The 25,455-nt window shown below is 60.0% G+C and carries 22 protein-coding genes and 2 pseudogenes; 17 read left to right on the top strand and 7 right to left on the bottom strand.

Translation table 11 applies throughout. From position 1 onward, the window contains the following. Positions 1-5 precede the first annotated feature (5 nt). Positions 6-452 (bottom strand): response regulator, encoded by a 447-nt coding sequence (locus AB4Z24_RS05915; RefSeq protein WP_441706508.1) that lies wholly within the window; start codon positions 450-452, stop codon positions 6-8. Between the two features lie 91 nt (positions 453-543). Further along, complete coding sequence (locus tag AB4Z24_RS05910; protein ID WP_441706506.1) at positions 544-1,581, bottom strand: sensor histidine kinase; 1,038 nt, start codon at positions 1,579-1,581, stop codon at positions 544-546. Between the two features lie 1,370 nt (positions 1,582-2,951). Here AB4Z24_RS05910 and AB4Z24_RS05905 point away from each other — a divergent pair. The 12 genes from AB4Z24_RS05905 (at position 2,952) to AB4Z24_RS05850 (ending at position 14,767) form a co-directional block, all read left to right on the top strand. Then, positions 2,952-3,527: a ZrgA family zinc uptake protein gene (locus AB4Z24_RS05905; protein ID WP_441706504.1), complete on the top strand. Its 576-nt coding sequence runs from the start codon at positions 2,952-2,954 to the stop codon at positions 3,525-3,527. 2 nt (positions 3,528-3,529) lie between these two features. Further along, complete coding sequence (locus AB4Z24_RS05900) at positions 3,530-4,288, top strand: ABC transporter ATP-binding protein (protein WP_441706502.1); 759 nt, start codon at positions 3,530-3,532, stop codon at positions 4,286-4,288. Beyond that, positions 4,285-5,544, top strand: a complete 1,260-nt coding sequence (locus AB4Z24_RS05895) for an ABC transporter permease (protein ID WP_441706500.1) — start codon at positions 4,285-4,287, stop codon at positions 5,542-5,544. Before AB4Z24_RS05900 ends, AB4Z24_RS05895 begins: the two co-directional genes overlap by 4 nt. A 29-nt stretch (positions 5,545-5,573) precedes the next feature. Then, positions 5,574-6,152 (top strand): DUF3299 domain-containing protein, encoded by a 579-nt coding sequence (locus AB4Z24_RS05890; RefSeq protein ID WP_441706498.1) that lies wholly within the window; start codon positions 5,574-5,576, stop codon positions 6,150-6,152. A gap of 244 nt (positions 6,153-6,396) precedes the next feature. Beyond that, entirely contained in the window at positions 6,397-7,431 is a 1,035-nt protein-coding gene (locus AB4Z24_RS05885) for a sulfate ABC transporter substrate-binding protein (RefSeq protein ID WP_441706496.1), read from the top strand. A 297-nt stretch (positions 7,432-7,728) separates the two neighbouring features. Continuing rightward, a complete protein-coding gene (locus AB4Z24_RS05880) occupies positions 7,729-8,448 on the top strand; it encodes an RBBP9/YdeN family alpha/beta hydrolase (protein WP_441706494.1) in 720 nt (239 codons plus the stop codon). Between the two features lie 135 nt (positions 8,449-8,583). After that, positions 8,584-9,915, top strand: a complete 1,332-nt coding sequence (locus AB4Z24_RS05875; RefSeq protein WP_441706493.1) for a porin — start codon at positions 8,584-8,586, stop codon at positions 9,913-9,915. 208 nt (positions 9,916-10,123) lie between these two features. Then, complete coding sequence (locus AB4Z24_RS05870) at positions 10,124-10,786, top strand: helix-turn-helix domain-containing protein (protein WP_441706491.1); 663 nt, start codon at positions 10,124-10,126, stop codon at positions 10,784-10,786. A 226-nt stretch (positions 10,787-11,012) separates the two neighbouring features. After that, positions 11,013-11,846, top strand: a complete 834-nt coding sequence (cysT, locus tag AB4Z24_RS05865) for a sulfate ABC transporter permease subunit CysT (protein ID WP_290991623.1) — start codon at positions 11,013-11,015, stop codon at positions 11,844-11,846. Then, positions 11,846-12,739 carry a sulfate ABC transporter permease subunit CysW gene (gene cysW / locus AB4Z24_RS05860; RefSeq protein WP_441706488.1) on the top strand — a complete coding sequence of 298 codons (894 nt, stop codon included), beginning with the start codon at positions 11,846-11,848 and terminating at the stop codon, positions 12,737-12,739. The genes cysT and cysW overlap by 1 nt, the downstream gene beginning before the upstream one ends. 4 nt (positions 12,740-12,743) lie before the next feature. After that, positions 12,744-13,841 (top strand): sulfate/molybdate ABC transporter ATP-binding protein, encoded by a 1,098-nt coding sequence (locus AB4Z24_RS05855; protein WP_441706487.1) that lies wholly within the window; start codon positions 12,744-12,746, stop codon positions 13,839-13,841. After that, on the top strand, positions 13,838-14,767 hold the full coding sequence (locus tag AB4Z24_RS05850) for a CysB family HTH-type transcriptional regulator (RefSeq protein ID WP_441706485.1): 930 nt from the start codon (positions 13,838-13,840) through the stop codon (positions 14,765-14,767). Before AB4Z24_RS05855 ends, AB4Z24_RS05850 begins: the two co-directional genes overlap by 4 nt. Positions 14,768-14,787: 20 nt before the next feature. Here the strand turns inward: AB4Z24_RS05850 and otnI are convergent, their stop codons facing one another. The 3 genes from otnI to AB4Z24_RS05835 form a co-directional block, all read right to left on the bottom strand. Beyond that, the gene (otnI, locus tag AB4Z24_RS05845) at positions 14,788-15,582 is read right to left on the bottom strand and encodes a 2-oxo-tetronate isomerase (RefSeq protein ID WP_441706483.1); all 795 of its coding nucleotides are present in this window, start codon (positions 15,580-15,582) and stop codon (positions 14,788-14,790) included. Positions 15,583-15,609: 27 nt separating this feature from the next. Next, positions 15,610-16,575 carry a lipoyl synthase gene (gene lipA, locus AB4Z24_RS05840; RefSeq protein ID WP_441706481.1) on the bottom strand — a complete coding sequence of 322 codons (966 nt, stop codon included), beginning with the start codon at positions 16,573-16,575 and terminating at the stop codon, positions 15,610-15,612. A 162-nt stretch (positions 16,576-16,737) separates the two neighbouring features. Then, on the bottom strand, positions 16,738-18,036 hold the full coding sequence (locus AB4Z24_RS05835; RefSeq protein WP_441706479.1) for a L,D-transpeptidase family protein: 1,299 nt from the start codon (positions 18,034-18,036) through the stop codon (positions 16,738-16,740). Between the two features lie 336 nt (positions 18,037-18,372). On the opposite strand from AB4Z24_RS05835, the gene AB4Z24_RS05830 reads away from it, so the two are divergent. Next, the gene (locus tag AB4Z24_RS05830) at positions 18,373-19,326 is read left to right on the top strand and encodes an ImuA family protein (RefSeq protein ID WP_441706477.1); all 954 of its coding nucleotides are present in this window, start codon (positions 18,373-18,375) and stop codon (positions 19,324-19,326) included. Beyond that, positions 19,223-19,615 (top strand): annotated as a pseudogene (locus tag AB4Z24_RS05825) (Y-family DNA polymerase); the annotation flags it as partial. The gene AB4Z24_RS05830 and the pseudogene AB4Z24_RS05825, both read left to right, overlap by 104 nt. Positions 19,616-19,786: 171 nt before the next feature. Here AB4Z24_RS05825 and AB4Z24_RS05820 read toward each other — a convergent pair. Next, positions 19,787-20,077: pseudogene (locus AB4Z24_RS05820) on the bottom strand (hypothetical protein); the annotation flags it as partial. On the opposite strand from AB4Z24_RS05820, the gene AB4Z24_RS05815 reads away from it, so the two are divergent. Beyond that, positions 19,976-20,824 (top strand): DinB/UmuC family translesion DNA polymerase, encoded by an 849-nt coding sequence (locus tag AB4Z24_RS05815; protein ID WP_441706824.1) that lies wholly within the window; start codon positions 19,976-19,978, stop codon positions 20,822-20,824. The pseudogene AB4Z24_RS05820 and the gene AB4Z24_RS05815 overlap by 102 nt on opposite strands. 10 nt (positions 20,825-20,834) lie before the next feature. Beyond that, the gene (locus tag AB4Z24_RS05810) at positions 20,835-24,521 is read left to right on the top strand and encodes an error-prone DNA polymerase (RefSeq protein ID WP_441706475.1); all 3,687 of its coding nucleotides are present in this window, start codon (positions 20,835-20,837) and stop codon (positions 24,519-24,521) included. Between the two features lie 67 nt (positions 24,522-24,588). On the opposite strand, the gene AB4Z24_RS05805 is transcribed toward AB4Z24_RS05810, so the two are convergent. Then, positions 24,589-24,849, bottom strand: a complete 261-nt coding sequence (locus tag AB4Z24_RS05805; RefSeq protein WP_441706473.1) for a hypothetical protein — start codon at positions 24,847-24,849, stop codon at positions 24,589-24,591. Positions 24,850-25,027: 178 nt separating this feature from the next. Between AB4Z24_RS05805 and AB4Z24_RS05800 the strand changes: the two genes are divergently transcribed. Further along, a complete protein-coding gene (locus AB4Z24_RS05800; protein ID WP_441706472.1) occupies positions 25,028-25,453 on the top strand; it encodes a cupin domain-containing protein in 426 nt (141 codons plus the stop codon). Positions 25,454-25,455: the final 2 nt, after the last annotated feature.

Here is a 25,455-nt window from a genome sequence, read left to right as displayed (position 1 = left end):
TACGATTAAGGCTTGCCGATCGAGCCGACTTTCCAGCGCGCAGCATAGGCGGGCGAAAGCTCTAAGGCCCGAGGTTTAGGGCGCGGGGAACTTCCTGTTTGCATGCAGTCAACGACGAATGTTATCGCCGATTTCACTGCGTGCTCGGAATAGGGTTTGACGATGATGCCACACGCAGAGGAGAAGTCTCGCGGGATCTGCTGCGGATTTGAGGTCGTGAAAATCACCGTCGCATGTGCGTCTTCGCTCAGGTGCCGCGCGACGGCCGGTCCGGTTATGCCGTCGCTGAGATGAACGTCGACAAGCGCCAGATCGCAAGTCGTCATCTGTGCGAGCGTCAAGGCCCGACGTGATGATCCGGCAATGCCGATAACTTGATGGCCCAGGTCCGTGACGATCGCTTCCAGTTCGTCAGCGACGATCGGTTCATCTTCGGTGATCAGAATCTTCACCACGCCCCCCCACGTGCCGTTGTCCCACTCGGCGACAACGTACGGGCGCAGGCGTGGTTCCGCCGGCGTTAGAAGTTCTCCGCTGAAAAGCTCAGGTTTTGATGGCGGCTTTCTGAGCGTGGCCAACGTGCGCGAGAGGGCCGGTCAGGGTCCAGGTGAACTCATCGGCGTTGCCATCAGCGCGAGCAGAAAGCTTCAGGCCTTGAGTCGAAAAGCGTTCTACGACCGACATGCCATAGCCTTTGGGACCGTCGGCCAGGAACGGGGGCCCTCCCGTTTCGCGCCACGAGATCAAAATTGTCGTGGGGTCGGGCAATGTCCATTCGAGATTCACTTCACCGGTCGCCGCCGATAGCGCGCCGTGCTCGACCGCGTTGAGTGCGAGTTCCGTCAAAACCATTCCCAGCGTTTGCGCCGCTTCCGGTGTCAGCATCACGGGTGGCCCCTTGATGGCGACACGGTCGGCATCTGTGCGCGCAACTGCGCCGATTTCTGCCGCCGCCAACGTCGCGAGATCAACGCTTTGCCAATCGGATGCGACGATCAAATCTTGCGAGGCAGACAAACCCGCTACGCGAAGCGTGAAATCCTTGAGGTGAGATTTGACGTCGATGGCGTCGCGGGCCGTGAGCCTTGCCATTGCGAGGATAAGGGCGAGCAGGTTTTTCGAGCGATGGGAAACCTCGCGGAGAAGGGCATCTGTGCGTGTAAGGCTGAGCTTTTGGTCAGTCACGTCATAGGCGACGCCTGCGAGTGCCGTGACTTTTCTTGCCACGGTCTCGGCCGGTGCGCCGCGCACTGCAATCCAACGGGTTTCTCCGTTGCGGCCCAGAATGCGAACTTCGACCGCCAAAGGTTTTTGGCTGCCGATCGCAGCGCGGATGGCCTTCAGTAAACGACGGCGGTCGTGGCGTTCGACGCGGCGGAGAAGTTCGCGTGCGGGATGGTCATGAAGATCGCTAAAACTTTCGGATATTTCGGAATCCCAGTGAATATTGCCGGTTTCAAGGTTCCATTCCCAAACGCCCACGCCGCCTGCGCGTAGAGCGTGACGAAGCCGCTGTTCCCGACTTTCGTCCAGTTCGCGCGATTGGGGTTCCGCACCCTGGCTGTCGAACTGCAATGTCATGCCTGCCGGTCGGTTCGCTGCTTGGCCCCTTCGGGCCGACGATCTCATCGAATTGCCAGCGTTCCAATCTTCCCAAATGTTTCGCTTCAACCACTTGGCGCCGGCAAACGATGCGACTGCCAATAATGAGGAAAGCGCTACAAGCGTTATCCAGTTTCGTTGATCCTCGCGCTCCACCGTTTTTTCTGAACTTTGAGCAGCAACTTGCAGGCCAAGCTGCGTGGTGTCGTCGACGGCTTTGACGAGGGCTGAGTCATTTGATTCATTTAAGCTTGTTGTCAGTCCCGGTTTGACACGGGTCTCGATAACTATCTCTCTGTCAGCGCCAACGACAAAAATCGATGAGTGGCCGTCGCCCGGCGCGCGTTCATAAGACGTGGTTTGCGGCTCCAACGTGCGGAAGGTAGCTTGGTCGTCGACAGAAGACGCGGCGGGAAGCGCGCGCGTGGAGACATCCTCTTGTCGTGCTGAAGGTTCGCGGGATTGGATCGCGCTTATCACGTACGTGATAAGTCCCAGGGACGGGATGAGAATCCCCAGGCAAAGCAGGTAGGCCGCAACCCTGGTTGAAGGTGCGGAAATATTGATACGGCCTAGGGTTTTGGCTTGCCGTGGCTGGCTTGCCTTCCCTGGTTTCTGAGTATTCACAATTAAGTCTTATCGTCCCGGACGGAATGCACAGAATCTCCCGCGAAATAAAATGCATGAGAGCCCGGAAGGTTCCAATTTTATGCGGCTCGGACCATTTGCCCGTGCCTCTTTCTCGGGGATACCTTGCGGCAACCGGGATTTGCCACGATGATGACACAAGAGCAGTGAAACCCTGATTGGTCAAAAGACGGCCGGAGGTCATGACCGCTTCGAGACTCCGCATTAGGCTCGTTTGGCTCACGCTGTTTGCTTTCAGCGTGCAATTTTGCGTTGTCGCCTTCCATCATCATCCCAGCCGCGAAGTTAACGCGCGGTCCATGGTCTCTTATGCGGGCCATTGCGTTCAAACGCATTCGAAGCCTTGCGCGCCCGGCAACGATGATCACCATAACTGCGCGCTGTGCTGGGCAACTGCAGTTGCCGCGACATCGCTCGTTCCGTCGCTTTTCGATTTTCCTGTACCGTCTGAAATCGCCTTCGTTCACCTTCAGGCGCCTCTCGGTACCCAGAGCTGCATAGTCCGCTGCTACGAACTTCGCGCGCGCGGTCCGCCGCCTGTGCAAGCCGTCTGAGTCACGAAGACCGTTTTCACGTCTTCGTTCAGCAAGAAATCCGCCTTTCGTGATCGGCTCTGTCGTGCGCGTTACTCGCGCTTTGACGCCGCCGAGCTAACGCTGCGCCATGTCGCGTGGCAGCACATTTTCCTATTGGAGAAAACGATGTCGAAAGTACTTTCGGGTCTGGCCTCATTGGCGATTTTCGTTGCGGGTCCTGCGTTCGCCGAAGAAGCGGCACACCGGCAACTCGGTCCGCACGTGCACGGGCAAGGCACACTCGATATTGCCATCGACGGCAAGAAGATCGAGATGGAGCTCGTGTCGCCGGGAATGGATATCGTCGGCTTCGAGCATGTCGCCTCGACCGACGACCAGAAAGCGGCCGTCGAAAAGGCCAAGGCGAAACTCGCCGATGTCCTGACCGTCTTCAAACTGCCCGCAGCGGCGAAATGCAAGGCGGAAGCGGCTAACGTCGAAAATCGCAAGGAAACGCACAAGCCGGGTGAAAAGGACGATGACGACGACGATAAGCCAGGCGCGCCGCAGCACTCGGAATTCCATGCGACGTACACGATCAGTTGCGAGGCGCCGGAAAATGTAACCGGACTTGAGACAGTCTATTTCACCAACTTTGCGGGCGCCCAGCTTCTCAACGTCAACATCACTTCACCCAAGGGACAGACGCAGGCACAGATGACGCGCGACAAGCCGACGGTCGATCTGACAGGCGTGATGTAGCCATGAACGAAACCATCGTGGCTTCGAGACAAACGCGTCAAGAGGGCGAAAGCCCTCTTGACGCGGTCTCATTCGATAACGTGCGCTACTCCTGGCCTGGGGTCTCGCCGTTCTCCCTCGCGATCGAAAAGTTCTCGCTCGGCCGCGAGGAGAAGCTTTTGCTTCTCGGTCCGTCGGGAAGCGGCAAGAGCACATTTCTCAGCCTGCTCGCTGGGATTGTCGCGCCGAGCGAAGGGCGGATCGATGTGACCGGCACGGAGATGGCGAAGCTCAGCGGCGCCCGGCGCGACAGGTTTCGCGTCGACCACTTCGGCATCATCTTTCAGATGTTCAACCTGCTGCCTTACGCTTCGCTCATCGACAATGTGCTGCTGCCGCTCCGGTTTTCGCGCACGCGGCGCGAGAATGCGCTTAAGGAAGGGCCGATCGAAGAGGTGGCGCGAGACATGCTCGTGTCGCTCGGTCTCAACAAGACGGTTATAGAAACAGTGAAGGCGGCGAGCCTCAGCGTTGGACAGCAGCAGCGCGTTGCCGCGGCGCGGGCGCTGATCGGCGCGCCGCAAATTCTGGTCGCGGACGAGCCGACGTCGGCGCTCGACCGCAATACGGAAGAAGTGTTCCTGAAGCTCCTGTTTGCGCAAAGCGAGAAGGCCGGTACAAGCGTCATCATGGTCAGCCACGATGAAGGATTGGCGCCGCATTTCGACCGTGTGGTGCGTCTTGACGATATTGCCGTCTCGTCGCGAGGTGCCGCGAAATGATGATCTTTAGACTCGCGTTTCAATCCTTACTCAACCGCTGGGTGACGGCGTGCCTCACGGTGTTGGCCATTGCGGTCAGCGTCATGCTGCTGCTCGGTGTCGAGAAAGTCCGCACCGGCGCGCGGCAGAGTTTTGCCGATACGATTTCGGGAACGGATCTGATCGTCGGCGCGCGCAGCGGCAGCCTCAACCTGCTGCTCTATTCCGTTTTCCGCATTGGCAATGCGACCAACAACGTGACGTGGAAGAGCTACCAGGACATTGCGAAGATGCCTGAGGTTTCCTGGATCGTTCCGTTGTCGCTCGGCGATAGCCATCACGGGTTCCGTGTGCTCGGCACGAATGCCGATTACTTCACGCACTATAAGTTCCGCCACGGTCAGAGCATGACGTTTGCCGCTGGCGGTCCGTTTACGGATCTCTTCGACGCGGTCATCGGGTCGGATGTTGCCGCTGCGCTCGGCTACAAGGTCGGCGACAAGATCGTCGTCGCGCACGGTGTTGGATCGATCTCGTTCGTCGAGCATGGGGACAAGCCGTTCCGCGTTTCCGGCATTCTCGCAAAGACGGGCACGCCGATAGACCGCACAGTGCATGTCAGTCTCGAAGCGATCGAAGCCATTCACATCGATTGGCAGAATGGCGCGCCGGTTCCGGGGGAAAGCATCTCGGCGGATCAGGTTCGCAAGATGGATCTCACGCCGCGCGCGATAACCGCGGCGATGGTCGGTCTCAACTCGAAGCTTGCGACGTTCAAGGTCCAACGCCGGATCAACGATTATCCGGAGGAGCCACTCTCGGCGATCATGCCGGGCGTCGCGCTGCAGGAGCTATGGGGTCTCATCGGCACAGCCGAGACGGCTCTATCCGTTGTTTCGGCGATGGTCGTCGCGACTGCGCTGCTCGGGATGGTAACGATGATCCTGACCACACTCAACGAGCGGCGCCGCGAGATGGCGATCTTGCGCTCTGTCGGTGCAACTCCAGCGACGGTGCTTGGCTTGCTCGCGGCTGAAGGCGGACTGTTGACGCTCGCGGGTGTCGTCGCGGGCACGCTCGGCCTCTATGTGGGGCTCGCTTTGCTGCGCCCCTATATTGATCACACGTATGGGCTCAGTCTCGCGATCGATCCGCCGCGTGCAGACGAATGGTTGAAGCTTGGTCTGATTGTCGCTGCAGGGTTCGTTGCGGGATTGTTACCAGCAATCCGTGCGTACCGGCTGTCTCTCGCGGACGGCATGATGGTCAGAGTTTGAGCGGTTTCATTTTTCGAAAGGATGCGGCTATGGCATCGAAGCGCTTTCTGGGTCTGTTCGTTTTGCTCGCTCTCGCCGTTTCTGCGAGTGCGCCTTCGAACGTTGCTGCAGGCGCACCTCAGCAACTCAAGTGGGCCGATCTCATTCCGAAGAACCTGCCCACGCAGTCTTCGATGCAGTCAAAGACGTTTTTCGGCGGCTCGGTGGCGCCGTCGACGTCGGATGCCGGTCCGCCTCCTGCGCCGCTGCCCGAGGGCAACTTCATGTCCGTGAAGCGGCGGCAGCCTGGAAGCGATCGTCCTCCCGCAATCGTGCAGGAACTCGACGGGAAAGACGTCGCTATCGGAGGCTATGTCGTGCCGCTCGATTTCGATGCGACGACGGTGAAGGAATTTCTTCTCGTCCCGTTCGTCGGTGCGTGCATCCACGTGCCGCCGCCGCCCGCCAATCAGATCATCTACGTGAAGACGGAAAAGGGCTTCGACATCGGCGGGCCCTTCGATCCGGTCACCGTGATCGGCAAGATCAACACGAGCGAGGCTTTTACGGGGCTCGCGGATGCCGGGTACACGATCACGGCCGATAGCGTGGAGCCACGGAAGGAATAGCTGCTACGAGGAGGCGCTCTTAACACTCCCCGACGGCGTCCGTCCTCGCATTTCGTCCAGCGGCGAGGGAAAAATTTCGCGCTATCGAGCTGGCTTGGATTTCCATTTTAGCAGATGGCGGGCCCGCAGATCGGGGATTTCAAGCGTTAAAACGTCTAATAAGCTCAGCATTTCTTCTTCGTTCGTGGAGGCAGGGCCGGCCGATAGGTTCGCACTCAGGTCAATTTTAACCTGAGAGGTTCCCATGTCGTTCCTTCCCCTGACGCGCAGATCGGCCATTGGGGCTGCTCTGGGCCTCGGCCTTGCCGGGCTTTCCGGCTATGCGTCGGCTGCTGAGATCACGCTGCTCAACGTTTCCTACGATCCGACACGCGAACTCTATCAGGCCTACAACGCAGCCTTCAGCAAGTACTGGAAGGCGAAGACAGGCGATGACGTAACGATCAAGCAGTCGCACGGCGGCTCGGGCAAGCAGGCGCGCTCGGTGATCGACGGTATCGATGCCGACGTCGTGACGCTGGCACTGGCAGCCGACGTCGAAGCGCTTCACAAGAACGGCGATCTCATCAAGGCGGACTGGATCAAGCGGCTTCCGGATAACTCGGCGCCTTACACGTCGACCATCGTTTTCCTCGTCCGCAAGGGCAACCCGAAGGGCATCAAGGATTGGCCGGATCTGACGAAGGACGGCGTCGAGGTTGTGACGCCGAACCCGAAGACGTCGGGTGGCGCGCGCTGGAACTATCTCGCAGCCTGGGGTTATGCGCTGAAGCAGCCCGGCGGTAGCGATGCCACGGCGAAGGATTTCGTCGCCAAGATCTACAAGAACACCAAGGTTCTCGATTCTGGCGCTCGCGGTTCGACGACGACGTTCGTCGAACGTGGCATCGGCGACGTGCTGATTGCATGGGAAAATGAAGCCTATCTCTCGCTCAAAGAGCTCGGCGCGGACAAGTTCGAGATCGTTACGCCTTCGATTTCCATTCTCGCCGAGCCGAACGTTGCCGTCGTCGATAAGGTCGTCGACAAGCGCGGAACGCGCGCAGTTGCCGAGGAATATCTGAAGCATCTGTACAGCGAAGAAGGCCAGGAGATCGCGGCGAAGAACTTCTACCGTCCACGTGACGAGAAGGTCGCTCAGAAGTATGCGAGCCAGTTCGGGCAGGTGAAGACATTCACCATCGATGACGTGTTCGGCGGCTGGGGCAAGGCCCAGGACCAGCACTTCAAAGACGGCGGTGTGTTCGACCAGATCTACACGCCTGGCAACAAGAGCTAAGCCGCTCGTTGTAAACTGAATTCGTGCATCGCCTCTCTCTCGGCCGGGAGCTCCTCCTCCAGACCAATTCCGATGAGTGGGGCGGTGCACGAAGCAGGTTGATCGATCACTTCGTCGCGGAATTCAAAACAATGCTGAAGTCAAGCCAGGGTCGCGAGAGGTGTTGCGGGTTGTCCCGCTGTTAGCCGGATACGGATCCGGAGCACCGTTATCGGGGCGGGCATTTTTCTCCCACCCCTCAGGCCTGAACAGACCATAGCCTGCTTTTCGCAAGGCTCAGCATTGAGGATAAATTCAATGTCGACAACTCTCATCGTCCCGGGTCTTCGTTCGAGTGGACCGACGCACTGGCAGACGTGGCTCGAGCGCCGTGTCAGCGGCAGCATCCGGGTTACGCAGCGCGACTGGAACGATCCGCACCTGCCGGAATGGTCGGCGCGCATTCGTCGCGAAATTGTGCACGCGACCGGACCGATTTTCATTGCGGCGCACTCCTTCGGCGCGTTGGCAGCCGTCCAGGCCGCGAGCGATCATGCCGAGCGAATCACTGGCGCGCTGCTGGTCGCGCCAGCAGATCCCGACAACTTCGGAGTCGCTGAATTCCTGCCGGTTAAGCCCTTGGGATTCCCGGTCGTGGTTGTCGCGAGCCGCAACGATCCCTGGATGGCCTTCGACAAGGCGCGCCACTGGGCAGGTCTCTGGCGGGCCGATTTCGTTGATCTCGGCGAAGCGGGGCACATCAACGCCGACGCCGGCTTTGGACCGTGGCCCGAAGGTCTTGCATTGCTTGAAAGATTGCGCCGTGCGGGCGAGTTCCGTTCAGCAGCGGAGCGGCTTGCAGCCTTGGATCTTTCCCAGGCACGGCCATTACAGCGGCATTGGCTGGCGCGAAGGCGGCAGGCGCTTCGCGGTTCGCAACCTCTCGATCATCGCGACATCGTTGGTGCGGCGGCGCTCCTCAGGGCAGCCGGCTGGACTGTCGGTGCGCCGGTCGTACCGGCCCGTGGTACAAGATAGTCACTCCGCTATTGCAGAAATGCTCAGCTGTGAGAACAGTCGGTTGACACTTCGGCCGGATTATAAAAAATGAATGAGAAATCAATGAACTAAGCGGAAATACTTCTAACTAAACAGACGGGGGTCTGAAATCACATGAAGTTGGTACAGGGAACACGGGGCTCGTGGGGGCTCTGCGTGGCCGCCCTAATGGCGAGTGCATGGGCGATGCCAGCGGCTGCGGCTGATCTTGGAGGTAATTGCTGCGCCGATCTCGAAGAGCGTGTTGCGGAGCTTGAGGCCACGACCGCTCGCAAGGGCAATCGTAAAGTCAGCCTGACGGTGTCAGGCTGGGTGAACGAGAACGTGATTTGGTGGGACGACGGCCGCGAAAAAAATGCTTACGTCGGCACGAACCCAGTCGAACAATCTCGCTTCCGCTTCGTCGGCGAAGCTAAGATCAACGCTGATTGGTCGGCTGGTTACTTGCTTGAAATCGGCGTCTGGGGTGGTAACAGCAGCAAAGCTGATCAGGACAATCCGGACGGCGCGACTGGCGCGAATTCGCTTGTCGTTCGCAAGAGCAGCTGGTTCGTAAAGAGCAAGACCTTCGGTAAGCTCTCCGTCGGTCAGGACAGCACGGCAACATACCATTTGCTCGACGACGCCGACACGAGCATGACGCGTAATTTTTACGACGCAGAAGGTCCCCCGGACTATCTTCAGAGCTTCTACCTTCGCGATAAGGCCGGGAATCGGATCCCGTCTGGCTCTTCAAACCTGAAGTGGGGTGACGCGCTTCGCGGCTTCAACAACTCGACGCCGGGCGATGACGGACGCCGCAACGTCGTGCGGTACGAGTCGCCGACGTTTGCGGGCTTCAGTGTCGCGACGGCCTGGGGCGAAGATGACATCTGGGATGCCGCTTTGATCTACAAGGGCGAAGCGGGCGACTTCAACTACAACGCGCGGGCTGGATACGGTCAGTCAACGGATGGCTTCTCCACGCCTTGCCACGGCTCGAGCACGACGCCTGATAACGCTCTGAATTGCGAATGGTGGGGCGTTTCGGCGTTCCTGCAGCACGCGCCAACGGGTTTGTTTGTCTACGGCGGGTACGGCAAGCAGCATGACGGCTCGAACGATCCCGCCATCGACGCGAAGATCCTCGACAAGGACAGCACCACTTGGTTCGTGCAGGGCGGCATCGAGAAGAAGTGGATCCCGCTGGGTAAGACCAACATCTTCGGTATGTACCGCCAGGATGAATCGGGTTCGGACGTGACCGGCACGGGCACTATCAGAACGAAGGGTGCCAATATCGATTTTTGGGCGGTTGGTGCCGCACAAAATATCGAAGCTGCCGAAGCGACGCTCTACCTCGTCTATCAGCATGCTGATGGCGACGTGACGGTTGGCACGAATACGTCGGCAACCGATCTGTCGGCGATGCAGCAAGTCATCGGCGGCATGAAGATCAACTTCTGAGTTCACACTCTTCGTTTCGGGAGTGATGCGTATCTGACGTTCCCGTCAGACTGCCTACGAGAAGGAGAGCCGAGAGGCTGTCCTTCTCGCTTTTTTTTGCGTTACGGCCGAGCAATGCTCGCCTCAGCAAATTCCGCTCATAAGCTCAGCATTTCTTCTTTGTTCTGCCGGTATCACCGCTCCGCTATCCGTATTTGCAGATGCAAACATGATGGCGGAAGTCGCAGCGATGGTGATGGCCAGAAAAGAAGATTTCGAGAATTTTCAGGGTGCGGACAGCGGCCCGACGAAGCTTTCGATTATCGTCGGGGAAAATCTCAGACAGCTCAGGCGGAAGAACGGTCTGTCGCTTGAGCAACTGGGCGCTTTGTCGGGCGTCAGCCGCGCGATGCTAGGGCAGATCGAGACGGGTAAAAGTGCGCCGACTATCAACCTCTTAGGCCGCATAGCGGAAGCTTTGAAGGTGTCGGTCCCAAGTCTCATTTCCAGTCCGGGGGTGGGCGGCACCATTATCGTTCCGCGCGATCGGGCGACGGTCGTATCGTCGAGCGAAGGCGGGTTCGTCAGCCGCGCGCTTTTCCCGTGGGGCGATCCGCAAAGCATCGAAATTTATGAAGTCACCATCAGCGCGCATCACCGCGAGGCTTTTGCCGCGCAGACCGCCGGTGCGAAGAAAAATCTCGTCGTCATCTCGGGTAGTCTCGAGATCCTCGTCGGCGAGGATTCTCCGGCACGGCTGATCGAGGGTGACGCCATCCTCTTCAACGCGGATACGCCGCATCATTTTCATAATCCTGGTGATGTGGACGCAAAAGCATTTCTGGTCGTCACCGGTCTCGACGGTTCGAATGCACGCGTAAGGCAGGGTTAATACGGCCTCCCTTCCTGGGAAATTCCGATAATCGAATATGCTTAGCATCTCTTATTTGTTAGCCGGGGGCTGGCTCTCAAATAGTGTGCTGGTTGTTTGCTTTAGCAGAGAGACGAGCGGATGACCGCCAACCAAGTGATCCTCAGCACGGCGCTCTCCTGGGCCGGCGTTTTCGCCGCCGTGGGGTTCGTGATCGTTGTTGCAGTGCTGATTTGACGGAGGGGAAATGTCTGGGGTGAATAAGAGGGTCCTGCCGGGCTTCGGGCTGTCGCTCGGATTCACGCTGGTGTACCTGTCGCTGATCGTTCTCATTCCTCTCTCTGCCGTCTTCATCAAGACAACGACGATGAGCTGGCATGAGTTCCTTGATGCGGTCGCTTCTCCGCGTGTCATTGCTTCCTACAAGCTGACGTTCGGCGCGTCGTTCCTGGCGGCTCTGATCAATGCTGTTTTCGGATTGCTGCTCGCTTGGGGGCTGACGCGATATCCATTTCCGGGCCGGAAGATCGTTGACGCGTTGATCGATCTTCCCTTTGCGTTGCCGACGGCCGTCGCGGGCATTGCGCTGACTGCGATCTACGCGAAGAACGGGTGGGTCGGTAGCCTGCTCGAACCGCTCGGCATCAAGATCGCGTTCGGTCCGCCGGGCGTGCTCGTTGCGCTCACTTTCATCGGCTTGCCGTTTGTCGTCAGAACGGTGCAACCCGTTCTTGAAGATCTCGAGACGGAATATGAGGAAGCCGCGGCGAGCCTCGGGGCGACGCGCTGGCAGGCATTTCAGCGCGTGGTGTTTCCGACGCTCTTTCCGGCATTGCTGACGGGCTTCGCTCTGGCGTTTGCGCGTGCCGTCGGAGAATACGGTTCGGTGATCTTCATCGCGGGCAATATTCCGATGGTTTCGGAAATCACGCCGCTGATCATCATCACGAAGCTCGAGCAGTTTGACTACAAGGGCGCGACGGCAGTTGCCTCGGTCATGCTGGTCATCTCGTTCCTGCTGCTGCTCGTGATCAATGGTCTGCAGGCTTGGACTGCACGGCGCACGGGGAGGGCGATCTGATGGCCGGCGTTGCTGCAACTTTCGACGCGCGGCCTGATACGGCCAGCAAGTTCCAAGCCAATCCTGCGACGCGAGATTCGGCGTGGGTCAGGTATCTGATTGTCGGCGTGGGCCTCACCTATTTCGCCCTGTTCCTTCTGCTGCCCTTGATCGCGGTATTCGTCGAGGCCTTCCGCAAAGGGGCGGGCGTCTACTTTTCAGCGCTCGTTGAGCCCGATGCGCTGTCGGCCATTCGCCTGACACTTCTGGCCGCGGCGCTGTCGGTTCCGTTCAATCTGCTTTTCGGGTTGGCGGCTGCCTGGGCGATCGCGAAGTTCCAGTTCCGCGGCAAGAATTTTCTGATCACGCTCATCGATCTGCCGTTCTCGGTATCGCCGGTGGTTGCGGGTCTGATCTACGTCCTGATATTTGGTCTGCAGGGCTGGTTCGGCCCCTGGCTGCGCGACCACGACATAAAAATCATCTTTGCCGTGCCGGGCATCATCCTGGCGACGACGTTCGTCACGTTCCCCTTCATCGCGCGCGAACTCATCCCGTTGATGCAGGCGCAAGGCCGCGACGAAGAAGAAGCGGCAATCTCGCTTGGTGCTTCCGGCTTCCAAACGTTCTGGCGCGTGACCATTCCGAATATCAAATGGGCGCTGCTTTACGGAATCATCCTCTGCAACGCGCGTGCAATGGGTGAGTTCGGTGCGGTGTCGGTCGTTTCCGGCCACATCCGCGGCGAGACCAACACGATGCCGTTGCAGGTCGAGATTCTCTACAACGAATATCAGTTCGCAGCTGCTTTTGCCGTGGCGTCGCTACTGGCGTTACTCGCGCTGGTAACGCTGGTCTTGAAAACTTACGTCGAGTGGCGCGCCCACCACCATAATGCGATAGTCGAGGAATAGGTTCATGAGCATCGAGGTCATTGATGTCAACAAGACGTTCGGCAGCTTCACAGCGCTGAATAACGTCTCGCTCAATTTTCCGGATGGTGAGCTCGTGGCGCTTCTTGGCCCGTCGGGTTGTGGGAAGACGACGCTGTTGCGCGTCATTGCCGGCCTTGAGCATCCCGACTCAGGCCGCATTGTGCTCGACGGCATAGATGCGACCGACAAGGATGTCCGTCAGCGTCGGGTTGGCTTCGTGTTTCAGCATTACGCGCTCTTCCGGCATATGACGGTGTTCGAAAACATCGCGTTCGGCCTGCGTGTGCGCCCTCGCCGCGAGCGGCCGAGCGAAAAGGAAATTCGCGCCAAGGTGACGCGTCTGCTTGATCTGGTGCAACTCGGTTGGGTGGCGAACCGCTTTCCCTCGCAACTTTCGGGCGGGCAGAGACAGCGCATCGCGCTTGCGAGGGCACTTGCCGTCGAACCGCGCGTTCTGCTTCTCGACGAGCCTTTCGGCGCACTCGATGCCAAGGTCCGCAAGGAGCTTCGGCGCTGGCTGCGGACGCTGCATGACGAACTGCATATCTCGTCGATCTTCGTGACACACGACCAGGAGGAGGCGCTTGAAGTTTCCGACCGGATCGTTCTCGTCAACAAGGGCAACGTCGAGCAGATAGGATCGCCGAAAGAGATCTATGAGCAACCCGCGACGGCTTTCGCATACGGATTCATCGGGGCGGTCAACGAGTTCCGCGGCCGTGTCGACGGCGGCTTCGTGCGTGTCGGCGACGAGCGCTTGCGCTTCGAGACCGGAAGCTTCAAAGACGGCCAGGAGGTCATCGCTTTCAGCCGTCCGCATGATACTGAAATCGTTGCGAATTCGCAGTCTGACGATGGCGTATCCGCGAGCATCAATCGAATTCTTGGCAGCGGCGCCGTCGCCCGGGTAGAACTTGTGGCCAATGGCGACGCGCGTGAGGGAAGGAAAGACTTCTTCGAGGTTGAGATTCCGGGTACGGAAGTTCAGTCGCTCGGGTTGTCGACCGGTCAGCACGTGAAGCTCAGGGGGCGGCGCTTGAGCGTCTTTCCAATTCAGAACACAACAAAGGCAGCTTCGTGAATTTCCAGCAACTTCGCATCATCCGCGAAACACTACGCCGCAATTTCAATCTGACCGAAGTTGCCAATGCGCTCTACACGTCACAGTCTGGTGTTTCCAAGCATATCAAAGACCTCGAGGACGAACTGGGTGTCGAACTGTTCGTGCGCCGGGGCAAGCGGCTCCTCGGTCTCACAGAGCCCGGCAAGGAACTGGCGCTGATCGTCGACCGCATTCTGCTCGATACCGCCAACATCAAACGGCTTGCCGATCAGTTTGCCGGACGGGATCGCGGCGAGCTCGTCATCGCAACGACGCATACGCAGGCGCGCTATGCGTTGCCGGGGCCGATCGCGGCTTTCCGCCGGGAATTCCCGAACGTGCACCTCGTCTTGCACCAGGGAACGCCGAAAGACATCGCCGCGATGCTGAACGACGGCACGGCGGACATCGGCATTGCCACCGAAGCGCTGGAGGATACGCCAGAGCATGTGACTTTCCCGTTTTACTCCTGGCATCACGGTGTCGTCGTGCCGAAGGGGCATCCGCTCGAAAGCGAGACGCCGGTGAGCCTGGAAAAAATCGCGGAATGGCCGATCATTACTTATCACGAAGGGTTCACGGGGCGACCCGCGATCGATGCGACCTTCGCTAAGGCCAATCTGGCGCTCGATATCGTGATGGTTGCGCTCGACGCAGATGTCATCAAAACCTACGTCGAAGTCGGGCTTGGAATCGGCATTGTCGGTTCCATGGCGTATAATGCGAACCGCGACGCAGGTTTAACGCTGCTCGACACTTCGCACCTCTTTCCGAAATCGACGTCACGCATCGCGCTACGCCGCGGCCGCTTCTTGCGTGGTTTCGCCTACCGGTTTCTCGCGCTCTGCACGCCGGAGTTGACGGAGAAGGTGGTCAAGGAAGGCATTGCCGAGCCGACGGAGTGAATGGCGTCGCAGTCCGGCGGCTATGCCGTCTGTGACTTCGATTTCAGGGCTCTGAACCAGGCGAGGCTGTCGTAGGTGGAGGCGAGCGGCCTGTATTCGCAGCCCACCCATCCTTTGTAGCCGACGCTGTCGAGGTGCCGGAATATGAAGGGATAGTTGATCTCGCCGGTGCCCGGCTGATGGCGGCCTGGCGTGTCCGCGATTTGGATATGGGCGATGATGTTGCGGTACTTGTCGATGGTCGGCGTCAGATCCCCTTCCATGATCTGCATGTGATAGACGTCGTACTGAAGACGCAGGTTTTCCGCTTCCACCGTTTCGATGATGTCGGCGGCCTTGGCCGTTGAATCGAGAAAGTAGCCGGGGATGTCGCGGGTGTTGATGGGTTCGATCAGCAGCGTCATGCCTTCGCCGGCCAGAATCTTCGCAGCGAAGCGCAAGTTCTCGACATAGGTTTTCCGCATGGCCCTGTGGTCGGCGCCATGGGGCGCGATGCCGGCGAGGCAATGGAGCTGCGTGCAGCCCAGAGCTTTTGCATATTTTACGGCGCGCTCCACGCTATCGCGGAATTCGCCGACGAGGTTCGGATAAATCGCGATGCCGCGGTCGCCCGCTTCCCAATTGCCGGGGGGCAAATTGAAGAGCACCTGGCGCAGTCCGTTTGCCTTCAGACGGGCAGCGATATCGTCGGCGTCGAACTCGTAAGGAAAAAGAAATTCGGCGCCTTCGAAGCCCGCGGCGGCGGCGGCTTCGAAGCGATCGAGAAACGGCATTTCGTTGAACAGCAGCGATAGATTGGCCGCGAATTTTGGCATGAACGTCCTGCTTGCCGAGGTGAGCGATTAAGACGAAGCGCGTTCGCGGTGGGCGGCTTGAAGGCGGCGGAAATCATCGCCCGCATGATATGACGACCGTGTGAAAGGCGACGCCGCGACGAGCAGAAATCCCTTAGCGCGTGCGGCTTGCGCCAGACCCTCGAACTCATCCGGCGAAACGTAGCGATCGACGGCGGCATGCTTTCGCGTCGGTTGCAGATATTGGCCGATTGTCAGGAAGTCGACGCCGGCCGAGCGGAGATCGTCCATGACTTGCAGGACTTCTTCGCGCTTCTCGCCGAGGCCCACCATGATTCCGGATTTCGTAAAGGTCTGAACGTCGAGTTCCTTGGCGCGCTGCAGGAGCCGCAGCGAATGGAAGTAGCGCGCGCCGGGGCGAATGCGCAGATAGAGAGCCGGCACCGTTTCGAGGTTGTGGTTGAAGACGTCAGGCTTCGCTGCAATCACGGTTTCGAGGGCGCCTTCCTTGCGCAGGAAGTCCGGCGTCAGGACTTCGATCGTCGTCTCGGGGGCTGCTTCTCGAATCGCGCGGATGGTTTCGGCGAAGTGGCGGGCTCCGCCGTCGGCGAGGTCGTCGCGGTCGACCGAGGTTACGACCACGTGCTCGAGCGCCAGATGCGCGACGGCTTCGGCAACGCGTCGCGGCTCGTCAGGATCGAGGACCGAAGGCAAGCCGGTTGCGACGTTGCAGAAGGCGCAGGCGCGCGTGCATACGCCGCCCATGATCATCATGGTGGCGTGCCGTTTCTGCCAGCAATCGCCGATATTAGGGCAAGCCGCTTCCTCGCAGACCGTATGCAGCTTGTGTTCGCGAACGATGGCCCGCGTGTGGTCGTAGCCTTGCGAGCCTGGGGCGCGGACCCGCAACCAAGGCGGCTTCGGCAATGACGGCGTTTCGGCGTGCGCGACTTTTTCAGGGTGGCGCGGGCGTGGCGTCGTGCCGGGTATGTCGAGCAAAGTTACCAAGGGCATCATCAGGCTTGGGACAAGTCTTCCGCCTATACTAACCGCTGCAGCGCGAATGTAACAGACGCCCATTCATGCAGGCCGCTGCGGGCGCAGATGCGGCCTTCAAAAGAAAAGGGCGGCACGCTGGCCGCCCTCGAACTCATGACAATCAGATCGGCTGTTCCGTTACTGAACCTGAACAACTGCCTTATGAACGGGAAGCGCGTCCGCATCCGTAGCTGAGGCCTTCGTTGTCGGGTCCGATTCTCTGCCGGAGCCTGAGCCTTCTGCTGGCTTGACAGGATCCGGAACTTCCATCGCCGGGCTCATGACCGGGTCGGCCAGCGGCTCGTGCGTGGAAGCAGAAGCGGTCGCTGTCTTCTTCTTCACGCTCGGCGTCTCCGCCACTTTCTTTTTCGAAGCGGACTCAGCCGAAGCCGACTGTTCCATCTCGGACTTTGCTTCCGATTTCGCTTCGGAGGACTTGTGCTTCGACACCGGCGCCCTTTCGGCGTCCTTCTGCTGAAGCGACTGCTCCGACGTTTTCTTCTTGTCGAACGGCTTTGGCGCTAGGGCCTGATCGTCGTCATCCTTCGTGGCGTCACGGGACACTTGATCCTGTGCATCCGGAGCGGCCTCCGACGCAGACGCTGTCTTCTTCGGCTTCTCATCCCAGAAGAAGAAACCGCTGTCATCCGACTGGCTGCTCGCGGTGCGCGTGCTCGGCGTTTTGCGGGCGTATGCACCATATTCATAGTTCGACGAGCTTGATGACGCGGACGCCGATGCCGACGAAGACTGAGATGTCGAGCTTGCCGAAGCAGGCGCCGCGGAGGCAGCCCGTGGATTTGAATCGGCATCGCCGTAGCGGGGATACTTGTCGCCGGAAGCAACCGTCTTCGTCGAGAACTGCTGCCAGGTGACCGTGACTCGCGTTCCGACCGGCACGCGAGGATAGAGATCGAGCACGTCCTCGTTGGTCATGCGGATGCAGCCGTGCGAAACGGCCTGACCGATGGTCCAGGGCGCGTCGGTACCGTGGATGCGGTAGGCGCTGGTGCCGAGATACATGGCGCGGATGCCGAGCGGGTTCATCGGATGGCCGCCCGGGACCCAACGCGGCAGGCGCGGGTTCTTGCTGACCATTTCCGGCGTCGGCGTCCACGGCGGGTTGACGCGCTTGTTCGTTACGGATGTCACGCCCTGCCAGCGGGCTTCGCCGGTCGGGATAGCGACGGGATAGGTCATCGCTTCGCCGGTCTTCGTGATCCAGTAGAGCCGGCGGTCCGAGAACGAGACGATGATCTGGCCCGGTTTATACTGTGGGTCGAAAGTTACGATGCTGCGGCCGCCGCCGTACTCGGGGCTGCCGCCCCAGAGGAAATCTACGAGGTCTTCGGCTTTCGCCGATGCTGCGGACATCAACCCGCCTGCCATGACGATGGTGGCGATGGTTAATCCGCTCATGAAACGCGGCAGGCTCATCGGGGGGATGCTCCGGGATTTGGTGAACAACAATATACCCTAAACGCAGGATGAGGGGGTCATCCTGTGCTTCTAATGGTGAAGGGTCGGTATAATTCAGTCTCGTTTTCGGGGGCAGAGCAGGGAAGTCACAGTTCCATACGGATTGCATTCTGCCCCACTGACTTTCCTAGGGTTTTACGAATTTTCGAAACATGTGTTGCGGTTTGATGACTGTAAAATCTGAGTTCGTTCTTTGTCTGCGCAGTCTTGACGAATTGAACAGCCTGTATTAGAACAAAAGAAGAACATTTTTGGGATTTCACTGAAGGCGTTCCCTAAACGGACTTCTTTACCATGAGGTTCCTTTTGGACCCAAGAGTTTCCACGTCTGCCCCGGTTTTGCCTACCGGTAAGGATGCAGTTATCGAGAATTTGCGTTCGCGCATTCTGCATATCGAGCGGCATGCGCCGCGCCGTGGCGCGGCTGTGTCTGCCCCGGAAAGTGCCTCATTGCCCCGGGCGGGGCGGCGCCGGGTCTCTTGGGAGCTTGGCTGTCCGGCGTGCGACGATCTCCTGCCGAGAGGGCTCGAGACGAACTCTCTCCATGAAATCAAGGGTCAGTCTTTCGCCGTTCGCGGCGCTTCGGCGGCGGATTGGATGGCGGGGATCGGTTTTGCGGCGCGTCTTGCGGTCCGCCGGATCGACACCTTCGCGGCGGTGCAGGGAGCCAATGCTTCCGCTTCGCTGGTGAGGCCCTGGGTGCTCTGGTGCTGGCCGCGGCAGCTTGCAGGCGAATTCGGGTCTCCGTCGGCGGCGGGCCTTGCCAGTCTCGGTCTTGATCCGTCGCGCCTCCTGATCGTCGAGACGGCGCGTGCGGGCGACGCGTTGAATGCGATCGAGGAGAGCCTGCGGGCTCAAAGCCTCGCCGTCGTCATCGGCGTTGTCGAAGAGGCGGAGTTGACGCCGGCGCGCCGCTTGAGCCTTGCGGCCGGGGAAACAGCAACGCCTTGCCTTCTCGTCACGCATCCCGCTTCCGAGCCTGCCGGAGCCACGGCCACGCGATGGCGCGTGAAGCGGATTGCGAGTGCTGCCCAATCTTTCGAACCGCGGGCGCCCGGAGCGCCGCGCTTTTCGATTGCGCTCGAACGCTGCCGGGCGCGTCCCGAAAGCGCTGCGCGTCCCCCCATGTTTCTGGAGTGGAACGATGAAACGCGTCGTTTCGATTTGGCTTCCGTCATGGCCGATCTTTCGGCTCAAACGCGCGGAGCCGGCGGCCGTACCGACCGAGCAGCCGTTCGCGCTTATTGAGAGCGGCGCGCACGGTCTCGTCATCGTGGCCGTCAATGACGCCGCCGCACGTCTCGGGATCGAAACGGGGACGTCGCTTACCGATGCCAGGGCGGCGCATCCGGGTCTCTTGTCGCGTCTTGCTGAGCCTGAGAAGGACCGTATTGCGCTTTTGAAGCTTGCGCGCTGGGCCGGCCGCTACGGTCCCAATCGGCACGTCGACGGCAGCGACGGCTTGTGGATCGATATTACGGGCGTCGCTCATCTCTTCGGGGGCGAAGAGAATCTGCTCGATGACATGACGCGGCAGCTTTTGTCGTTCGGCGTTGCCGTGCAGGTGGGGCTGGCCGATACGCTTGGTGCCGCGCACGCGCTCGCCCGTTTCGGCTGTCCGCCCGATGCGGCGTGGGCGATGGCACCGGCCGGTGAAACGCGCGCGGCGATCCGCTTTCTTCCCGTCGAGGCGCTGCGGCTCGATGCTCCGCGTATTCTGCTGCTGAAGCGATTGGGCCTTCGTCACGTTGGCCAGCTCTACGATATTCCGCGCGATAGCCTGGCGCGCCGGTTTCGTTCCTCCGATGTCGCCGCCGCCGTTCTCGTTCGGCTCGATCTGGCGCTCGGGATGCTGGAGGAGCCACGCCGGCCGATGCAGCCGCCGCCGGTTCTTTCGGTGGCGCGGGCTTTTGCCGAGCCGCTGATTTCCTCGGAAGCTCTGGAAGCCTTCACGAACGAGCTTGCGGGTGAACTTGCTCTGGCGCTCGCGGCCAAGGATCTTGGCGCGCGGGTTCTTCGCTTGGCGTTCTATCGCGCCGACGGCACGAGCGGGACCATAGCAGCGGCCATGAGCACGCCTTGTCATGACGCTCGCCACATGATGGCGCTGCTCAGTGAGAAATTTTCAAACATCGACGCCGGCTTCGGGATCGATATTCTCCGTCTCGATGCGGTGCGTGCGGGAAGGTGCGAAGCCAGTCAGAAAGGTTTTGCGACACCGCAGGGCGCCGCCTTTCGCGATCCGTCGGAGCTTGTCGATCGTCTCGCCAATCGGTTCGGGCGCGACGCGATCACGGTTTTGCGTCCTCAGGGAAGCCACATCCCGGAACGCGCGGAGCTGCGGCTTTCGGCGCTCGATGTTTGGGCGGCTGAAACTTCCGCCTCGCGCGTCGCGACCTATGCGCCGCCTTGGCCCTCTCCGAAGCGATTGCTTCGCCCGGCCTTCATGCTTTCGCGGCCGGAGCCGATCGAAGTCACGGCCGGCGTGCCGGATGGACCGCCGGCGAGCTTCATCTGGCGGCGCGTCGAGCGTCGTGTGGCGCGTGCGCAGGGACCGGAGCGGATTGCACCCGAATGGTGGCGAACGCTCTATCTCGATGAAGATCAGAAGCGGCCGCGCACGCGCGATTATTACCGAATAGAGGATCAGCAAGGCGCGATGTACTGGGTTTTCCGGCACGGCCTTTACGAGGGCGAAGAGGCAGCTGAGCGGCCTTCCTGGTTTTTGCATGGGCTCTTTGCGTGAGGCGGCGTCCATGACCCTTCGCTACGCCGAGCTGCAGGTGACAACGAACTTCTCGTTTCTGCGCGGGGCCTCGCATGCCGAGGATCTTGTCAAGCAAGCGAAAGCGCTAGGTCTTTCGGCGATTGCGGTGACGGACCGCAATTCGCTCGCCGGTGTCGTGCGTGCGTACGTGGCGGCGAAACCCGAAGACGGGGAAGAGGAATCTAAAATTCGTCTCGTGATCGGCGCGCGCCTCGATCTCGAAGATGCGCCGAGCTTACTCGTCTATCCGACGGATCGCGCCGCCTATGGGCGGCTCTGCCGCTTGCTTTCGCATGGGCAACTCAAGGCGGACAAAGGCAAGTGTATTCTCCATCTCGCCGATGTCGCCGCGCATGCGGAAGGCCAGATCTTCATCGCGCTGCCGCCGGACGATTGGGATTGGCGGGAGGCCGTATCCTCGACAGGCAAGCCGAGTAAGACAAAAAATCAAGGTGCGAAGATTTTTCCGTTTGTGCGCGAACGTTTGGACAGTTCTGCTCCCCTCCCCTCGACGGGGAGGGGTGTAAGCGATCGTTGCAGTCCCCCACCCCTAACCCCTCCCCGCAAGGGGGAGGGGAATCTCCATATTCCCTCTCCCCGTTCTTCACGGGGAGAGGGGCAGGGTGAGGGGCCGAAAGATTCGACGGTGAATAAGGCTGCCCCTCACCCCAACCCTCTCCCCGCTCGCGGGGAGAGGGAGACGCTGGAAATCTCCTTGCAGCGGATCAGAGCGGCGGTGGGTCATGCGCCGCTTTATCTTGCGGCGTCGCATACGTATCGCGGGGATGACCGATCGCGCATCGCGGCACTCGCCGCACTTGGCGACCAGTGCGGCACACCGATCGTCGCGACCAACGACGTGCTTTATCATCACCCTGACTGCCGTCCGCTGCAGGATGTCGTCACCTGCATTCGCGAGAAGACGACGCTTCGCGAAGCGGGCCTCCGGCTCGAAGCCAATGCCGAGCGATACATCAAAAGCCCCGAAGAAATGGCGCACCTCTTCAGAGGCCATGAAGAGGCGCTCGCGCGGACGCTCGACATCGTCGAAGCCTGCCGGTTTTCGCTCGGTGATCTCAAATACGAATATCCGGACGAGCCTGTGCCTCCGGGCAAGACCCCGCAGGAGCATCTTGTTGATCTGACGTGGAGAGGTGCTCAAAGCCACTTTCCCGAAGGCGTGCCGGAAAAGGTTCGGGACACGATCGAGAAAGAACTCGAGCTGATCGGTGAACTCACGTTCGCGCCGTATTTTCTGACCGTCTACGACATTGTTGCCTTCGCGAGATCCAGGGACATTCTCTGCCAGGGGCGCGGATCGGCGGCGAACTCGGTCGTTTGTTATTGCCTCGGTATCACGGCGGTCAACCCGATCGAGGTCGATCTGCTCTTCGAGCGCTTCATCTCGTCCGCGCGTCTGGAGCCACCCGATATCGATGTCGATTTCGAACACGAGCGGCGCGAAGAGGTCATTCAATGGATCTACGAGCGCTACGGTCGCGACCGTGCGGGGCTCACTGCAACTGTCATTTCCTATCGTTCGCGCTCGGCGGTGCGCGATGTCGGCAAGGTATTCGGCCTCTCGGAAGATACGATCTCGGCACTCGCCGGCATGGTGTGGGGAACGCATGGAGGTGGCGTTCCACCGGAGCAGCACGTTCGCGGCGCCGGGCTCGATCCCACAGACCGGACGCTTGCGGCGGTGATGAAGTATGCGCAGGAATTGATGGGATTTCCACGGCATCTGTCGCAGCACGTCGGCGGCTTTGTGCTGACGCGCGGTCCTTTGGTCGAGGTGGTGCCGGTCGGCAACGCGGCGATGGCGGACCGCACCTTCATCGAATGGGACAAGGACGATATCGCGGCGCTGGGATTGATGAAGGTCGATGTTCTCGCGCTCGGCATGTTGACCTGCATCCGCAAAGCCTTCGATCTGATCGAGAAGCATCACGACGAAAAATATACGCTTGCGACGGTGCCGCGCGAGGATAAGCCTACCTACGACATGCTGTGCAAGGCGGATTCGCTTGGCGTGTTTCAGGTCGAGAGCCGGGCGCAGATGAACATGCTTCCGCGCCTCAAGCCGCGGATATTTTATGATCTCGTCATCGAAGTTGCGATCGTGCGCCCCGGTCCGATCCAGGGCGATATGGTGCATCCCTATCTCCGGCGTCGCGCCAAGGTCGAGGAGGTGGTCTATCCATATCCGAAAGGAGGCGACGAGAATGAGCTCAGGACTATCCTCGGCAAAACCTTGGGAGTTCCGCTTTTTCAGGAGCAAGCTATGCGCCTTGCGATGGTCGCTGCGGAATTTACCGACAAAGAGGTCAGTGATTTGCGTCGCGCGATGGCGACGTTTCGCCGTGTCGGCACGATCGGATTGCTTGAAGAGAAAATGGTTTCGCAGATGGTCGGGCGCGGCTATGAGCGGGAATTTGCGGAGCGCTGCTTTTCGCAGATCAAGGGCTTCGGCGAATACGGCTTTCCCGAGAGCCACGCGGCGAGCTTCGCGCTGCTCGTCTATGTGTCCGCGTGGATCAAATGCCGTTATCCGGCGGCATTTGCGTGCGCGCTTTTGAACTCGCAGCCCATGGGTTTTTACGCACCTGCGCAGATTGTGCGGGATGCGCGTGAGCATGGCGTCGAGGTTCGGGAAGCGGACGTCAATTTCTCGGCGTGGGATTCCACATTGGAGCCATCGCTCGATGGGCAAGGTCCGGCTTTGCGGCTCGGGTTGCGTCTCATCGATGGCCTCAGCGAAGCCGATATTCACGAGGTTCCGGACGCCGCTCCGGAGACGAAGCGGGCTTCGCGCAGGAAGCTTCCGACGCTCATTCCGCCTGTACCCGAGACGCAGAAGCACGGGACAAACAGGAGATTTCAAAGCATCCAGGATGTTGCCAAGCGCAGAAGCGTCAGCACGCTCGAGAAGCTTGCGGCGGCGGATGCTTTTCGTTCGCTTGGGCTCGATCGCCGGCAGGCTCTCTGGGAAGTCAAGGCGCTCGCCAATGCGCCGCCGCTGCCGCTCTTTTCCTGGAGCGAGACGCAGGACACTGGAAAGGAAGCCGACGTCCAATTGCCCGAGATGGCTCTCTCGGAGCATGTCGTCAACGACTATCAGACGCTGCGTCTATCGCTCAAAGAGCATCCGATGGCGTTTCTGCGCGAGGATTTTCGCCGCGAGCGCGTGCTCTCCTGCGAGGCGTTGCGAGACGTGAAGAACGGCGCTTTTGTCCGAGTGGCAGGTGTCGTGCTCGTCCGGCAAAGGCCGGGAGCGGGCAACGTCGTGTTCATGACGATCGAGGATGAGACTGGCGTTACGAACGCCATCATCTGGCCGAATATGCTCGAACGTTTTCGCAAGGTCGTGATGACATCGCGGCTCATTCTGATCGAGGGCCGCATTCAAAACCAGGTCGAAGAGCACGCAAATATCATTCACGTGGTTTCGACGAAACTGATCGACAGAAGCGATTGGCTGCTGCGTCTTTCCGAATGGGCGGTGGACATGGACGTGCCGCATGCGAACGCGGATGAGGTGCTGCACCCTGAGCCCGGCTCCGCGCATCCGGCCCGAAAGGACGAGCGGCGGATCCATCCGCGGTTCTCACGCGAGCCGAAACCGCGTCATCCGCGCAATGTTCGCATCATTCCGAAATCGCGGGACTTCCACTAAACGAAAACATCACCGTGCGGAGAGATCCGCGCGGTGATGCGTTAGCCGTCGAAGTCTGCAAATGCCGTTATTTTTTGCAGGCGACCTGCGATGACTCGCACTGCGTGCCGAACGTGCCCGGCTTGCAGGACGTATGGACCGCGCCCTTCGGCGTGCGCCCCTTCGCCTCGATGATGTTGGCCAAGCCGTGCGTCGACATGATAACCGCGAGGTCGTGAGTCAGGCCGTCGCCGATCGCGCCGACCCGCAGGCAGTCGCCTGCTTGAGCCGCTGCAGAAAGTGCAAGCATCGCTGCAGCTGCAGCAACGCCGAGTTTCAATGAGCGCATTTTCCCCTCCGAAAAATCAGATCTTCCGGGGCGGAACCTAGTCGAGCGTCCAAGCGAAAAACAGCCGATGTCGCTATGGTATGCACAAGGAAGCGCGAGGCGTGCCGGAATTGCCACTGGACTGTCGGCTGGGCGCCAACCTTACGAATTCGTGATAATTCGAACGAGGATTGAGTTCATGGAAGAAAAGTCCAAGCAGCCGAGTTTCGGCCGGTTCGATATCGGCGAGGTTGCCGCGTCGTTTCCGAATTCGGCGGCGACGCTGCTGGTGGATCGCTATCTCACGAACCGCGACGCGGCGAGCGCGCGTGTCTTCAGGGTCTACAAGCCGACACCGCCGCACTATCACGCGACGTGCGATGAATATCTTTACGTGTTCTCAGGGCGTGGCACTTTCTGGATGAACGATGCTTCGACGATCAGCGAGTTCGGTCCTGGGCAATTGCTGTTCTTCGAGAAGGGAACCGTGCATGCGCTGCCGGACATCATCGAAGAGCCGGTCGTTTTTCTCTCCGTCGATACGCCCCGGCGCGATCCCAAGGATATTATTTTCGTCAATCCCGAGGACGGCACGCCGGAGAGCTTCGTTCAGCAGAGTTATTGATT

Source organism: Hyphomicrobium sp. 2TAF46 (assembly GCF_052114865.1).
GTDB lineage: Bacteria > Pseudomonadota > Alphaproteobacteria > Rhizobiales > Hyphomicrobiaceae > Hyphomicrobium_B.
The sequence above is the reverse complement of the archived record's forward strand: the minus strand, read 5'-3'. Positions and strand labels throughout refer to the sequence as shown.